Below are 13,691 nucleotides of genomic sequence, written 5' to 3'. Positions count from 1 at the left end.
AGGGGCCCCTATCGGATCAGTCGGAGGACCCAGGCGCCCATCTGGGGGGCGCCGGCGTCGTAGTCGAAGGCATCGCCGAGGTCGACGAAGCGGGTGAAGTAGCCGGTCACGCACCGTGCGCTGCCGTCGCACGGCCTCGGCGAGGAGCTGAACTGGCCGCCGAGGTGGTAGCCGGTCAGCCGGAAGGCCGCGTAGCCGTAGACCCGGTACCAGGCGTTGCTGCCCGTGCCGCCGGAGTCGTCGAAGATCGGCAGCAGCACCGTGCGGTCGACCCAGGAGGCGAAGTCGGCGGCCGAGCACTCCGCCGGCGGCGTGTTGCCGGTCGAGGAGTAGGACCGTTCCGCGATCGCGCTGGAGGCGCGGCACTCCCCCTCGTCGCTGACGAGGTAGCCGAACCCGCCGGGCACGATGTTCTCCGACGGTCCGGTGCAGTCGGCGGTCTGCGAGGACTTGGTGAGGTAGACGGTGTGCTGCGTCGTGCTCGACGGCAGTCCACCACCGGTCTGCTGGGAGAACTCGCACCAGGAGAAGGCCAGCGGCAGCACGGCGGTGCCCCCGCTCGGCCCGCCCCAGGCCACCGTGGCGGTGGCCGAGACGGCGGTCGAGTCCTGGCCGATGACCGGGGCGAACCAGTGCTCCACCGGCGTGCTGCCGTCGACGGTGACCCGGTTCGGGTTCGTGGCCAGGACGGGCGGGGCGGCGGCCGCGTCGCCGAGGTTGGCGTCGACGAGCTCCTGCGCGGTCGCCTGCATGTCGCCGCAGGCGCCCTTGGCGCAGTCGGCCGCGACGGCCAGCGCCGCGGCGTCGGCCGCCGTCTGCAACCGGGCGCGCTCGGCGTAGAGGGCGCCGACGTCGACGGCGATCGCGGTGAACCCGAGCACCGGCACCATGAGCAGCGCGAGCAGCACCGCCGCCGCGCCGTGCTCGCCACCGCCCCGGGCGCGGTGGTGCGTCACCCGTTGCACCGCATGACCCCCGTCCCGGTCAGGTCGATCTCCGCGCCGAAGAAGCCGGTGAGGAAGGGCATCGGGTAGTCGACGGTCACCCGCACGTTCGCGGTGCCGGTCGCCGGGCAGGCGGCCGGGGCGACGGTGACCTGCGGGTCGGTGACCGCCGGGTCGAGCGTCGGGCTGGCCTCGCGGACGGCGGCGCGTGCCGCGGCCGGGTCGTTCTGCAGGGCCATGACGCGGGCTCCCTCGCGGGCGGCGGCGGACAGGGTGCCCTGCACCTGGAAGGCGTGGCCGAACTCGGCGATGCCGAGCACCAGGACGAGCAGCAGCGGCACGATGAACGCGAACTCGACGGCGCTGGCGCCGTGCTCGTCACGCAGCCTGGTGCGCACTCCCCCACCTCCTCGCGCAGTCGTCGTCGCCGGCATGGGGCGCGGCGCAGCGGCCCCGGGGGACGGGACCGCTGCGCCGTGGGTGGCCGAGGGTCAGAGACCGGTGAGGGTGGTGCCGATGTCGGTGAACAGGCCGGAGAGGGCGTCCTCCATGAGGACGACGGCGGTGATGATCGCGACGGCGATCAGGCCGACCATCAGGCCGTACTCGACGGCGGTCGCGCCCCTCTCCTCGCGCTTCAGACGCTCCCCGGCGAGGGCGTAGAGCGTGACGACGGTGGCCAGCGGGTGGGTGATCAGGTTCAGCACGGAGGACTCCCTGGAGGACGGTGCCGGCCGGTCAGGGTCGGGCGACCCGGCGTCGCGGCACTCCCCAGGGGTGTCGAGCGGCCGGTTCGCCGGCTTGAGCCCCACTCACCCGGACGACGGACGGCTGTCCCTCCCCCGGCTGACCGGCGTCCCCACCGGTCACCGGCTGCGACCGCGATCAGGGCAGCAGCAGCGGTACGGCGATCGCCAGGGCGGCACCGGCCAGCATGGCCGGGCCGAAGGGCAGCTCGCCGCGCAGCCCGATCCGCCGGGTGGCCAGCAGGACCAGCGCGACCAGGGCCTGGACGACGAAGCCGGTGAGCGCGCCGAGCACCACCGCCGCCCAGCCGAGCCAGCCCAGGTACAGGCCGAGGACGGCGGCCAGCTTGACGTCGCCCATGCCCAGTCCGCCCGGCGAGACCAGCGCCAGCGCCAGGTACGCCGTGCACAGGGCGCCCGCGCCGAGCACCGCCCGCAGCAGCGCGCCCCAGGAGCCGTCGGCCAGGGCGGGCAGGACCAGCAGCACCGTCCCCGCGGCGAGGCAGGGCAGCACCACGCGGTTGGGCAGCAGCCGGTGCTGCAGGTCCACGACCGCCAGCAGCACGCCCGCGACGGCGAGCAGCAGGAACGCCGGCAGCTCCCAGGAGAGGCCGAAGCGCAGCGCCGTACCGGCCGCCAGCAGCGCGGTCACGGCCTCGACCAGGGGCGGGCGGACGGCGACCGGCCCGGGTCCGAGCAGCCGGCGGACCCCGGTGCCCGCCGTCCAGGGGAAGCGGCCGGCCGCACGGTTGACCAGCCACCCGGCGACCGCACCGGCGACCAGGGCGAGGGCGGCGACCACGCGGCGACGATGACACGGCCCGGGCCGGGGGCGCGGGACCGCCACCGGGTCGGGGGACGGCGCGTACCGCCGTCCCCGCGGGCCTCAGCCCTCCCGCGCCGCCTGCACGGCCTGCTCGACCAGCGCGGTGGAGGCCGCCTCGTCGAGCGGGGCCGGTGCCGCCGCCTGGCTGGCCGGCTGACCGCCTGGCGGCCCGGCATCAGCGGCGTGGGGCGGCCCGCTCGGCGGCGCGCTCGTCCACGGGCGACGCCGCGGTGCCGGCCGGTCGCCCCGGCAGCCGGAGGCTGACCAGCAGGGCCAGCAGCGGCAGCGGGAGCAGCGCCGCCAGCGCCCACTCCAGGCCGTGCGCGTCGGCGAGCAGCCCGAACAGCGGCGTCGCGGCGCCACCGGCCGACACCGCCAGGCCCAGGGTGACGCCGGAGGCGGTGCCGACCCGGTTGGGCAGCAGTTCCTGCCCCAGCGTGGTCTGCACGGAGAACGGCAGGTAGAGCCCGACCCCCAGCAGCACGGCGGCGGCCACCGCCACCGGCCAGGAGGGGGCCGCGACCAGCAGGGCCAGGCCGGGGAGGGCCACGGCGTAGCCCAGCCGGATCGCGGGCACCCGCCCCCACCGGTCGGCCAGCCACCCGCCGGCCAGGGTGCCCACCGCACCCACGGCGAGGAACGTGGTCAGCGCCGCCGAGCCGGCCGCGGCGGACACGCCGAAGCGGTCGATGACGTGCAGCGCGACGAGCGAGGAGACGCCGAAGTAGAGGACCGAGCGGATCACGACCAGCCCGGTCAGCCAGCCGAACGACCGCCAGTCGTCGGCCCGCGGGGGGGCACCGCCGACGGCGCGGGCCGGGCGCGGGCGGGCGCGGGCCCGGCGGCCCAGCGCCAGCAGGACGGCGGCCGTGACCAGGGCGGGCAGCGCGAGCAGCGGCGTCCCGGCCACCCCGTAGGCCAGCAGCACGGGGGTGACCACCACCGGGCCGAGGGCAAGGCCGGCGTTGCCGCCGACGGCGAACCAGCTCATCCCCTGCGCGGAGGCGCCCGCCGCCGCGCGGGCCGCCCGGGCGGCGGCCGGGTGGTAGGCGGCCACGCCCAGACCGGACAGGGCCACCGCCGCCCAGGTCCACCAGTAGGCGTCGCCGATCCCGGCCAGCCCGATCCCGATCCCGGCGACCAGCAGCCCCGCCGGCGTCAGCCAGGGCAGCGGCCGCCGGTCGACCAGGACGCCGAAGGCCGGCTGCACCACCGACGACAGCACCGTGGCGGCCAGCGTGATGCCGGTCGCGGCCGCGTAGGAGTACCCCCGCTCGAGCACGAGGAAGGGCAGCAGCGCGGGCACCGCGCCCTGGTAGAGGTCGTCGACGACGTGGCTGGCGGTCAGCACGCCGAGCCCGCGACGGTCGACCACGCCCCGGCTGTCGCTCATCCGGGAACCGTGGCCGCCGCGCCCCGGCCCGTCAACCGGCCGGTCAGACCGCGGCGGGGACGGGCTCCTCGGCCTCGGTCAGCTGCCAGGGCCGGACGACGGTGACCAGCACGGTGATCGCCAGCAGCAGGGCGACGAGGATGACCGTGCCCATCGCCGCGGCGTCGTTGCCCAGCAGGCCGACCACCGGCGACACCGCCGCGCCGACGCCGAACTGGACCGCGCCGAGCAGCGCCGCGGCCGCGCCGGCGTTGTCGCCGTGCCGGGACAGCGCCAGCGCCGGCGCGTTGGGCAGCGCCAGGCCGGAGGCGAAGAGCATCGCCCACAGCGGGACGACGACGCCGGGCAGCCCGCCGGTGCCGGTGGCGGCCAGCGCGAGCAGCACCGCGCCGGACACCGCGCCACCGACCGTGCCGGCGACCAGCACCTGCGCCGGCGACCAGCGGCGCAGCGCCACCGGGTTGAGCTGGGTGGCCGCGATCAGCCAGACCGCACCGGCGCCGAACAGCAGCCCGAACTGCTGCTCGTCGAGGCCGAACTGCTCCTGGAAGACGAACGAGGACCCCGACACGTAGCTGAACAGCCCGGCCATGGTGAGCCCGGCGACCAGCACCAGGCCGACCAGCGTGCGGTCGCGCAGCAGCCACCGGTAGGTGCGCAGCGTCTCCCCGACACCGGCGCTGCTGCGGCGGGCGGGCGGCAGCGTCTCGCGCAGCGCGTACCAGCCGACAGCGAGCAGCAGCAGGCCGTACAGCGTGAGGACGGCGAAGATGCCGCGCCAGCTGGTGAACCGCAGCAGCTCCCCGCCGAGGGTGGGCGCCAGGACCGGCGCGGCACCCAGCACGAGGAACAGGCGGGACAGCATGGTGGCCGCCGCCCGGCCGGTGAACAGGTCGCGGACGACGGCCATGGCGACCACCGCCCCGGCCGCGGTGCCCACGCCCTGCAGGAACCGCAGCACGCCGAGGACCTCGATGCCGGGCGCGACGAGGATGAGCGCGGACGCCACCACGTAGAGGGCGGTGCCGGCCAGCAGCGGCGCCCGCCGGCCGAGCGCGTCGGACAGGGGGCCGAGCACCAGCTGGCCGAGCGCCAGGCCGACCAGGGTGCCGGTGAGGGTCAGCTGGACCAGCGCCGGCGTCGTCCCCAGCTCGGTGGCGATGGTCGGCAGCGCCGGCAGGTACATGTCGATGGTCAGCGGGCCGACGGCGACGAAGGCGCCGAGGACGAGGGCGAGCAGCGCCCGGCGGGGTGGGGCGGAGTCGACGGATGACGGGTGCGCCGCGGCGGCGGCGCGGTCCTGCAGGTCGGTCACGGTGGTCCTGTCGTCGTCCGGTCGGTGTGCGGGGCGGCCCACGCTGGCCGACGTGAGGGGCCAAGGCCGCCGGCCGCCCCCGCATTCCGGACGCCGCCGCCGTCCGCCTGCCGTCCACGGGGCCATCGGCGCCCGGGCGGCGACCGTGCGCCGCGGGCGGCCGATCGGCAAGGGCCCTTGCCGATCCAGCAAGAGCGCTCAGGTGCCGCAGAAGGTGCGGTACGGCCCGGAGCCGCCGGGGGCGGGCTCGGTGTACCGCTCGAGACCCGGCCGCTCCTCGAACGGGCGGGTCACCACCTCGACCAGCTGCTGCAGCGGGGCCAGGTCGCCCGCGGTCGCGGCGGTGAGCGCCTCCTCGACGAGGTGGTTGCGGGGGGTGTAGACGGGGTTGACCCGGTCCATGAGGTCGGCGTCCGGGCCCACGGCACGCCAGCGCTCCAGCCAGGCGTCGAGGGCGGCGAGGTCCATGACGAGCAGGCGGGCGGGCTCGGCGTCGCCGCGGGCGGCGGCGCCCAGGCGGCGCAGGAACGAGGTGAGGTCGACGCGGCTCTCCCGCATGAGGCCGAGCAGCTCCTGGACGAGCCCGTCGGCGACCTCGCCGTCCAGCCCCTCGGGCAGGCCGAGCTTGGCGCGCATCCCGGCCGACCAGGCGGCGTTGTAGGCGGTCGCGAACCCGCCCAGGGCCTCGACAGCGAGGGCGATCGCCCGCTCCTGGTCGTCGTCGAGCAGCGGGAGCAGCGTCTCGGCGAACCGCGCCAGGTTCCACTGCGCGACGACCGGCTGGTTGCCGTAGGCGTACCGCCCGCCGTGGTCGATGGAGCTGTAGACCGTGGCCGGGTCGAAGCCGTCGAGGAAGGCGCAGGGCCCGTAGTCGATGGTCTCGCCCGAGATGGTCGTGTTGTCGGTGTTCATGACGCCGTGCACGAAGCCGACCAGCATCCACTGCGCCACGAGCCCGCCCTGTGCGGCGACGACGGCCTCGAACAGCGCCAGGTACGGGTTGTCGGCGTCGGCGGCATGCGGGTGGTGCCGGGCGATGGCGTGGTCGGCCAGCCGGCGCAGCAGGTCGACGTCCCCGGTGGCGCGGGCGTACTGGAAGCTGCCCACCCGCAGGTGGCTGTCGGCGACCCGGGCGAGGACGGCGCCCGGCAGCAGGGTCTCGCGGCGGACCGGGCGGCCGGTCGCGACGACGGCGAGGGAGCGCGTGGTCGGGATGCCGAAGGCGTGCATCGCCTCGCTGATGACGTACTCGCGCAGCATCGGCCCGACCACGGCCAGCCCGTCGGCACCGCCGCGGGCGAACGGGGTGCGGCCGGAGCCCTTGAGGTGCAGGTCGCGCAGCCGGCCGGTGGCGTCGGTGAGCTCGCCGAGCAGCAGCGCCCGACCGTCGCCGAGGCGCGGCGAGTAGCCGCCGAACTGGTGGCCGGCGTAGGCCTGCGCGACCGGGTGGGCGCCCTCGGGGACGACGGTGCCGGTCAGCAGCCCGACGCCGTCGGGGGTGCGCAGCCAGCCCGCGTCGAGGCCGAGCTCGGCGGCCAGCGCCTCGTTGAGCACCAGCAGCTGCGGCCGCGGCGCCTCCTCGGCCTGCCATGAGACCGCCATCTCGGGCAGCTCGCGGGCGAAGCGGTCGTCGAGGTGGACCGTCGAGGCGGGGGCGACACTCACCCCGTTGTCAGCGCGTCGGCGGCCGCTGCTGTTCCCGATCACCCGGTCGGTGCACGCGGAGCTGGTCCGCCGGGCGTCCGCCAGTGACATGAGCCTGCGCGCCTACCTGCGACAGGTGCTGTCCGACCACGTGGCCGTGCCCTCGATGGACGCGTGGTTGCGACGCGTGCGCGACCTCGGCCCGGCCCACGCCGGTGGCCCGACCGGGCCCGAGCTGGTCGCCGCCGCGCGCGCTGAGGACGACGACCTCGTCTGGCGGCTTCTCTGCCGCCGAGCCGTTCCGCGGTGCCGTGGCGGCGCGGACGCCGTGGCGGCGCCGGCCCATCTGGACGCCGAGGTGCTCTCCGCGTTGGGCCGCCTCCACCGGGCCGGGCAGCTGACGCGGCCCGCCGAGCGCGTGGCGGCGCTGGCGTCGTTCCGGGCAAACCGCTGGCCGCTGCGGCCACTGCTGGCGCCGGCCTGGGCTGCCTGGCAGCCGGGCACGCGCGGTGCACGTCACCGCTCCCGCGGCGGCACCACCACGAGCGCGACGCCGAGGGCGGTGACGCCGATGCCGACGAAGGACAGCCCGCTCACCCGCTCGCCGAAGAGCAGGTACGCCTCGACCGCGGTGGCCACCGGGACGAGGTAGTAGAGGCTGGAGACGCCGGAGGCCGTGCCGCGGCGGAGCAGCAGGAGCAGCAGCAGGACGGCGCCGATCGACAGCACCAGCACCAGCCAGACGAACGCCGCGACGAACTCACCGGTCCACCGGATCGCCATGTCCTCGGTCGCCAGCGCGATCGCCAGCAGCACCGCCGCGGCCGCCGCGTACTGCACCGCCGTCCCCCAGACCAGCGGGATCCGGTCGCCGTGCCGCTTCTGGTACACGGTGCCGGCCGTCCCGGAGACGAGGGCCACCAGGCACGCGAGCACCCCGGCCACCGGCAGCGGCTGGGCCGGGCCGGCGGCGGCGATGCCCGGGCCGACGACCAGGACGACGCCGGCGACGCCGAGCGCCAGGCCCAGCCACTGCCGCCCGGTGGGCCGCTCCCCGAGCACCCGCGCGGCGAGGACGGCGGTGAGCACCGGCTGCAGGCTGACGACGACCGCCGACACGCCGGCGGGCACGCCCAGCGAGATGCCGTAGAAGACGCCGCCCAGGTACCCGCCGTGCAGCAGCAGCCCGACGACCGCGGCGTGGCCGTACTGCGGGCGGGCGGCCATGGCGGCCGAGCGCAGCGCGGCGGCGAGGACGCCGAGCAGCGCCGCGGCGACGCCCAGCCGCAGGGCCAGGAAGGTGAAGGGCTCGGCGTAGGGCAGCCCGTACTTGGCGCCGACGAAGCCGGTGCTCCACAGCAGGACGAACAGCGCCGGCCCACCCATCGTCTGGACCCGCGAGCTCGTCCCCGTCACCGGGCCAGTCTGTCGAAGCCGTGCTCGGGGCCCCACGCCGCCCGGCGGGCGACGGACGAGTCGGCCTGTACGCCGGGTTCTGTCCCCGGGTGCCTCGCGGCCTCCCGGTGGGCGGTCATCCATCTAGGCCTGCCGTTGCCGGCCGGCTCCAGCGGTCCACCCGCAGGCTCGGGCGGGCAGCCCTCGAACGCCTGCGCAGGACGGCGGTCGCCCGCCGTCCCTCTCGACCTTGCTCCGGGTGGGGTTTACCGAGCCGCGCCGGTCACCCGGCGCGCTGGTGGTCTCTTACACCACCGTTTCACCCTCACCGACCGCGCCGTCTGCACGGCGCCGCCGGCGGTCTGTTCTCTGTGGCACTGTCCCGCGGGTCGCCCCGGGTCGCCGTTAGCGACCACCCTGCCCTGTGGAGCCCGGACGTTCCTCGGCGGCGGGGTCTCCCCTGCCGACGCGACCGCCCAGCCGACTCGTCCGTCGTGCCCGGGAGTCTAGAGCGGCCTCCGCGACCCCGCCCACGGCCCGCCGGAGCCCGCACCCGTGGAGGTGCCGCGCCGGTCGACCGGCGGCCATGCTGGCCAGGGACGGCGGTGGCCTGTCGACCCGGTGACGACCTCACGAGCGGAGCGACGACGACCATGCGACGGTTCCGACTGAGCCACTACCTGAAGACCAGCCTGTGGCTCGTCCCCCTGCTCTGCGTCCTCGGCGCGATCGTCCTGTCCCTGACCCTGACCGCGGTCGACGACGGCAGCCTGGTCCCGCAGAGCGTCACCGGCGACGCGACGGCGGCACTGCAGATCCTCTACCTCATCGCGTTCGCGATGCTGACCCTGACCGGTCTGGTGCTGTCCCTGCTCGTGGTCGCCGTGCAGCTGGCGATGGGCACGTTCTCCCCGCGGATCGTGCGGCAGATCCTCCAGGACCGGCCCAGTCAGGCCGCGATCGGGCTCTTCGCCGGCACGTTCACGCACGCCCTGCTGTCCATGCGGCACGTCCGGACGACCCCCGAGGGCGGGACGGTGCCCGGCCTGGCCGTCGTCGTGGCCATCGTCCTGGTGCTGGGCTGCATCGGGACGCTGGTCTGGTACCTCAACCACATCGCGCAGTCGCTGCGGACCGCGGCGCTGGTCGGGTGGGTCGCCCGTGACACCGTCACGACGCTCGACCACGTCTACCCCGACCAGGGCACCGATCCGGACACGGGACCGGACCTCGTCCTCGCGCCACGGAGCGGGGTCGTCTTCGAGGTCGGTCACGACCGCCTGGTCGCCCAGGCCCGGGAGGCCGGCTGCTGCCTGGAGCTGCTGTGGGCGGTCGGCGACTTCGTGCCCACCGGGGCACCGCTGGTCCGCGTCGTCGGCGACCCGGCGGGGCTGTCGCCCAAGCGCGTGGCCGGTTCCGTCGTCCTCGGTCCCGAGCGCACGCTGAACCAGGACGTCGCCTACGGCATCAGGATGCTGGTCGACATCGCGGTGCGGTCGCTGTCGTCAGGACCGTTCGACGACCCGACGACCACCGTGCAGGCGATCGACCGGCTGCACGACATCCTGCGCCAGATCGCCCGCCGCCCGCTGCACTCCGGGCGGTACCGCGACGCGGCCGGGATGCTGCGTCTCGTGGCGCCCACCATGCAGTGGGAGGGCTTCGTCCGCCTGGCCTTCGACGAGCTCCGGCAGGCCGGGGCGGGCTCCCCGCAGGTCTCCCGGCGGCTGAGGTCGGCCTTGGACGACCTGCTGGCGGTCGCGCCGCCGGACCGCCGCCCGCCACTGGAGCGCCAGCTGGCACTGCTGGCGGAGCTGGCCGCCGCTGCGGCGCCGAGTGACGCCGACCGAGAGGCCGCCACCGTGCCCGACCCCTCCGGCATCGGCTCGGCCGCGGAACTGGTCACCGCTGGCGTCCCCTCGCCGGCAAGACCGCCGCGTCGGGCGACGGAGGGCCATCCCCGGTAGGGGGCTATCCCCAGTAGAGGCGGAAGCCGACCCGCCGGACGCCGTCCTCGGTGAGGGTCGACATGTCGACGACCTGCCGCGCCTGCTCCTCCACCGGGGCGTCGGACAGCAGCTCGAGGTAGCGGCGGTGCTCGGACAGCGACGCGACCGCGAGCTCGACCGCCGCGCCGACGTCCACCTGGTGCGGCGGGTCGGTCATCTCCCCGACGGCGATGTACTGCACGCCGCCCCACCGGGGCTCGGGGAGGTCGGGGAAGATCCACTCGTTGCCGGCGTCGGCGACGGCGTCGACCACGCTCTGGCCGAGCGCCCGGTGGTCGGCGGAGTTCACGTAGGCCGGCGAGACGCCCGGCGGGGTCCAGGTCGGGCCGAACCAGCCGGTGACGACCATGTCGGGGCGGTGCCGCCGGATGGCCGCGGCCAGGTCGCGCCGCAGCTCCGGCCCGGCCACCAGGACGCCGTCGCGGTGGTCGAGGAACTCGACCTCGGTGACCCCGACGACGGCGGCCGACCGCCGCTCCTCCTCCTCGCGCAGCGGCCCGGCCTCCGCCGGGGGGACGCCGGCCATCCCGGCCTCGCCGCGGGTGGCCAGCAGGTAGTGCACCTCCTTGCCGGCCGCGGTCCACACCGCGACGGCCGCGGCCAGGCCGTACTCGATGTCGTCGGGGTGGGCGGCCACGACGAGCGCGCGCTGCCAGTCGTCGGGCATGGGCAGAGGGGGCATGGCGGGCAGTCTGCTCCCGGGGGACCACGGGCGGCGAGGATGGGCCGCATGGTCGACGACACGGACCGCGCCCACCTGCGCCGGTGCATCGAGCTCGCCCGCGCCGCGCTGGACGCCGGGGACGAGCCGTTCGGGTCGGTGCTGGTGGACGCCGGCGGGCGGGTCCGCTTCGAGGACCACAACCACGTGGCCGGCGGCGACGCCACCCAGCACCCGGAGTTCGCCATCGCCCGCTGGGCCGCCGCCCACCTGGCCCCGGCCGAGCGGGCCGCCGCCACCGTCTACACCTCCGGGGAGCACTGCCCGATGTGCGCCGCCGCGCACGGCTGGGTCGGGCTCGGCCGGATCGTCTACGCCAGCTCCTCGGCCCAGCTCACCGCCTGGCTGGCCGACCTCGGCGTCCCCCCGGCGCCGGTGCGCCCGCTGCCGGTCACCGACGTCGCGCCCGGCGTGCCGGTCGAGGGGCCGGTGCCCGGGCTGGACGAGCAGGTGCACGAGCTGCACCGGCGGCACCGCGGCCGGGCGTGAGGGACCGCCCGGCCCCGACCGGTGTGTGCGCGCAGGCCCGGTTCCCGGCCGCGGACCGGGGCGTGGGCGCACCCGCTCAGCGGCGGTCGGCGGCCGCCAGCAGCACGGCGGCCAGCTCCTCCGGCGCGCTGACCATCGGGTCGTGCCCGGTGGCCAGCCCGACCACCTCCCAGCCGGGCTGGGAGCGCACCAGCCGGCGGGAGGGCTCGATCGTCGGCAGCGCCGGCGCGGTGCAGTCGACGTAGGTGCGCGGGCGGGCCGCCCACCGGCCGGCGTCGAAGTGCAGCGGCTCGGCGAAGGCGCCGGCCGGGTGCGGGGTCTGCCGCCGCTCCACCCACGCCGCGTCGTCCCCGGTCAGCCCGTAGGCCGCAGCCGGCGCCGGCGGGATGTGGCCGTGGGCGGTGATCAGCGCCTCCCGCTGGGCACGGGTGGCCTCCGGGACGGAGTCGGCCCAGCTGCGCCCGGGCAGGGGGACGACGGCGTCGAGGTACACCAGCCTGCCCACCTCGGAACCCAGCCGGTCGGCCGCCCCGGTGACCACCAGCCCGCCGTAGCTGTGCCCGACGAGGACGGCGTCCCGGCACTCCTGGGCGCGCACCGTGGCCACGACGTCCTCCACGTGCGTGCCCAGGCCGACCTCCGCGGACAGCTGGTGGGCCCGCTCTCCCACCCCGGTCAGCGGCACCGGGACGGCGACGTGCCCGGCGCGCCACAGCGCGGGCAGCACCCGCTGCCAGCACCAGGCGCCGTGCCAGGCGCCCGCGACGAGGACGACGGTGCTCACCGGCTCCTCGCCACGCCGAGGGCCACGCCGACCATCGGCGCCTGCAGCACCAGCCGGACGGCGGCGACCGTCAGCGGCACCGGACGCCGAGGCACCACCCGGAGGGTGTGCAGGTGCGCCGGGACGAAGGCGACCAGCAGCCCGGCCGCGGCCCAGCCCCCGGTCCGCCGCGTCGCGGGCACCGCCATGAGCGCGGCGGTGCCGATCTCGGCCACCCCGCTGGCGTACACCCAGGCGCGGGCCTCGCCCAGCTCCGGCGGGACGAGCCACTCGAAGGTCCGCGGCCGGAGCAGGTGCAGCACCCCCGACCCGCCGAGCGCCGCCGCCAGTCCCGTCGCCGTCCGCGTGAGCCGCACAGGGGCACCGTAGGCTCGCCGTCCGTGTCCGCCCTCGACCTGGCCATCGCGGCGGGCGTCGCCCTCCTCGCCGGTGCGATCAACTCCGTGGCCGGCGGCGGATCGCTGATCCTCTTCCCGACCCTCGTCGCCCTCGGGCTCGGCACCGTGGCGGCCAACGTCACGAACTCCGTCGCCCAGTGGCCGGGCTACCTCGGCGGGGTGGTCGGGTTCCGGCGGGAGTACGCCGGGCAGCGGAGCCGGCTGGTGCGCTTCGGCGTCGTGGCGCTGCTCGGCGGCGCCGCGGGCAGCGTGCTGCTGCTCACCACGCCCAGCGAGGCCTTCGACGTCGTCGTCCCGGTCCTCGTGCTGCTGGCCAGCCTGCTGCTCGCCGTCCAGCCGCTGCTCACCCGGCGGCTCCGGAAGGCCGAGGAGGGCGGCGCGCGGCACGACCCGGTGTGGCTGTACCTCGCGCTGTTCCTCGCCACCGTCTACGGCGGCTACTTCGGCGGCGCGCTCGGGGTGATCCTGGTCGGCATCCTCGGCGTGGGCCTGCACCGGCTCAAGCTGGCCAACGCGCTGAAGTCCGCACTGTCGGCGGTCACCGCCACCGTCAGTCTGGTCATCTTCGCGATCTTCGGCCCGGTGGACTGGCTGGTCGTCGCCGTCGCCGCCCCGGCCAGCCTGATCGGCGGCTTCCTCGGCGCCCGCATCGCCACCCGCATCCCGGTGACGCCGCTGCGGGTGTTCATCGTGGTCTTCGGCATCGCGGTCTCGGTGTACCTGTTCACCCGGATCTGAGGCGTCGGGCGGGGCGGGTGTGACGGACGGTCCCGACACGCCACCGGCACTCCCCCGCCGCCCCGGGCGGCGCTGCCTACCGTCGGCACATGGCTGCCTCCCCCAGCGACTGCCCGACCGGGCGGGTCCACCAGCTGCACCTCATCGCCGCGGCCCGCGTGGACGCGCTGCGCCCGACCTCGCCCCAGCAGGTGTCCGACATCGTCCGCGTCACGGTGGACGACGAGGTCGACACCAGCACCTTCCGGGCCATCGTCACCGACCTGTCCGGCGACGCCGCGCACTGATC

General features: G+C 76.3%; 15 protein-coding genes and 1 other RNA gene. 4 read left to right on the top strand and 12 right to left on the bottom strand.

Translation table 11 applies throughout. The annotated features are described in order from the left end of the window. Positions 1 to 8: 8 nt before the first annotated feature. The 9 genes from CHB98_RS09670 to rnpB form a co-directional block, all read right to left on the bottom strand. Complete coding sequence (locus tag CHB98_RS09670) at positions 9 to 956, bottom strand: pilus assembly protein TadG-related protein (RefSeq protein ID WP_245821044.1); 948 nt, start codon at positions 954 to 956, stop codon at positions 9 to 11. Next, the gene (locus CHB98_RS09665) at positions 953 to 1,342 is read right to left on the bottom strand and encodes a TadE/TadG family type IV pilus assembly protein (RefSeq protein WP_089305395.1); all 390 of its coding nucleotides are present in this window, start codon (positions 1,340 to 1,342) and stop codon (positions 953 to 955) included. Before CHB98_RS09665 ends, CHB98_RS09670 begins: the two co-directional genes overlap by 4 nt. Before the next feature lie 93 nt (positions 1,343 to 1,435). Then, positions 1,436 to 1,651, bottom strand: a complete 216-nt coding sequence (locus tag CHB98_RS09660; RefSeq protein ID WP_089305688.1) for a Flp family type IVb pilin — start codon at positions 1,649 to 1,651, stop codon at positions 1,436 to 1,438. A gap of 178 nt (positions 1,652 to 1,829) precedes the next feature. Then, positions 1,830 to 2,492, bottom strand: a complete 663-nt coding sequence (locus CHB98_RS09655) for a prepilin peptidase (protein WP_089305394.1) — start codon at positions 2,490 to 2,492, stop codon at positions 1,830 to 1,832. A gap of 199 nt (positions 2,493 to 2,691) precedes the next feature. Then, positions 2,692 to 3,909, bottom strand: a complete 1,218-nt coding sequence (locus tag CHB98_RS09650; RefSeq protein WP_245821043.1) for an MFS transporter — start codon at positions 3,907 to 3,909, stop codon at positions 2,692 to 2,694. Between the two features lie 43 nt (positions 3,910 to 3,952). Next, positions 3,953 to 5,224, bottom strand: a complete 1,272-nt coding sequence (locus tag CHB98_RS09645; RefSeq protein WP_245821042.1) for a multidrug effflux MFS transporter — start codon at positions 5,222 to 5,224, stop codon at positions 3,953 to 3,955. Between the two features lie 198 nt (positions 5,225 to 5,422). Further along, entirely contained in the window at positions 5,423 to 6,889 is a 1,467-nt protein-coding gene (locus tag CHB98_RS09640; RefSeq protein WP_089305392.1) for a protein adenylyltransferase SelO, read from the bottom strand. A 495-nt stretch (positions 6,890 to 7,384) separates the two neighbouring features. Further along, positions 7,385 to 8,284: a DMT family transporter gene (locus tag CHB98_RS09630; RefSeq protein ID WP_089305391.1), complete on the bottom strand. Its 900-nt coding sequence runs from the start codon at positions 8,282 to 8,284 to the stop codon at positions 7,385 to 7,387. Between the two features lie 52 nt (positions 8,285 to 8,336). Beyond that, positions 8,337 to 8,751, bottom strand: an RNA gene (gene rnpB / locus CHB98_RS09625) — RNase P RNA component class A. 165 nt (positions 8,752 to 8,916) lie between these two features. On the opposite strand from rnpB, the gene CHB98_RS09620 reads away from it, so the two are divergent. Further along, positions 8,917 to 10,230, top strand: coding sequence for a DUF2254 domain-containing protein (locus tag CHB98_RS09620; protein WP_089305390.1), 1,314 nt, complete (start codon positions 8,917 to 8,919; stop codon positions 10,228 to 10,230). A gap of 4 nt (positions 10,231 to 10,234) precedes the next feature. Here the strand turns inward: CHB98_RS09620 and CHB98_RS09615 are convergent, their stop codons facing one another. Continuing rightward, positions 10,235 to 10,954 carry a PIG-L deacetylase family protein gene (locus CHB98_RS09615; protein WP_089305389.1) on the bottom strand — a complete coding sequence of 240 codons (720 nt, stop codon included), beginning with the start codon at positions 10,952 to 10,954 and terminating at the stop codon, positions 10,235 to 10,237. 48 nt (positions 10,955 to 11,002) lie between these two features. Between CHB98_RS09615 and CHB98_RS09610 the strand changes: the two genes are divergently transcribed. Then, the gene (locus CHB98_RS09610) at positions 11,003 to 11,482 is read left to right on the top strand and encodes a nucleoside deaminase (RefSeq protein ID WP_089305388.1); all 480 of its coding nucleotides are present in this window, start codon (positions 11,003 to 11,005) and stop codon (positions 11,480 to 11,482) included. Between the two features lie 76 nt (positions 11,483 to 11,558). On the opposite strand, the gene CHB98_RS09605 is transcribed toward CHB98_RS09610, so the two are convergent. Further along, positions 11,559 to 12,266, bottom strand: a complete 708-nt coding sequence (locus CHB98_RS09605; protein ID WP_089305387.1) for an alpha/beta fold hydrolase — start codon at positions 12,264 to 12,266, stop codon at positions 11,559 to 11,561. Continuing rightward, a complete protein-coding gene (locus CHB98_RS09600; protein WP_089305386.1) occupies positions 12,263 to 12,622 on the bottom strand; it encodes a DoxX family protein in 360 nt (119 codons plus the stop codon). The genes CHB98_RS09605 and CHB98_RS09600 overlap by 4 nt, the downstream gene beginning before the upstream one ends. Positions 12,623 to 12,646: 24 nt before the next feature. Here CHB98_RS09600 and CHB98_RS09595 point away from each other — a divergent pair, with 24 nt between their 5' ends. Both CHB98_RS09595 and CHB98_RS09590 read left to right on the top strand, forming a co-directional pair. Next, positions 12,647 to 13,402 carry a sulfite exporter TauE/SafE family protein gene (locus CHB98_RS09595; RefSeq protein WP_089305385.1) on the top strand — a complete coding sequence of 252 codons (756 nt, stop codon included), beginning with the start codon at positions 12,647 to 12,649 and terminating at the stop codon, positions 13,400 to 13,402. Between the two features lie 89 nt (positions 13,403 to 13,491). Then, positions 13,492 to 13,689, top strand: coding sequence for a hypothetical protein (locus CHB98_RS09590; RefSeq protein WP_089305384.1), 198 nt, complete (start codon positions 13,492 to 13,494; stop codon positions 13,687 to 13,689). Positions 13,690 to 13,691: the final 2 nt, after the last annotated feature.

Origin of the sequence: Geodermatophilus pulveris (assembly GCF_900188375.1) — a bacterium.
Lineage (GTDB): Bacteria > Actinomycetota > Actinomycetes > Mycobacteriales > Geodermatophilaceae > Geodermatophilus > Geodermatophilus pulveris.
Note: the sequence above shows the minus strand (reverse complement) of the source record. Positions and strands in the feature narration are given on the sequence as shown.

Coding starts and splice junctions, on each gene's coding strand:
- CHB98_RS09650 (WP_245821043.1), bottom strand. CDS start 3,909: ATGAGCGACAGCCGGGGCGTGGTCGACCGTCGCGGGCTCGGCGTGCTG.
- CHB98_RS09620 (WP_089305390.1), top strand. CDS start 8,917: ATGCGACGGTTCCGACTGAGCCACTACCTGAAGACCAGCCTGTGGCTC.
- CHB98_RS09615 (WP_089305389.1), bottom strand. CDS start 10,954: ATGCCCCCTCTGCCCATGCCCGACGACTGGCAGCGCGCGCTCGTCGTG.
- CHB98_RS09610 (WP_089305388.1), top strand. CDS start 11,003: ATGGTCGACGACACGGACCGCGCCCACCTGCGCCGGTGCATCGAGCTC.
- CHB98_RS09590 (WP_089305384.1), top strand. CDS start 13,492: ATGGCTGCCTCCCCCAGCGACTGCCCGACCGGGCGGGTCCACCAGCTG.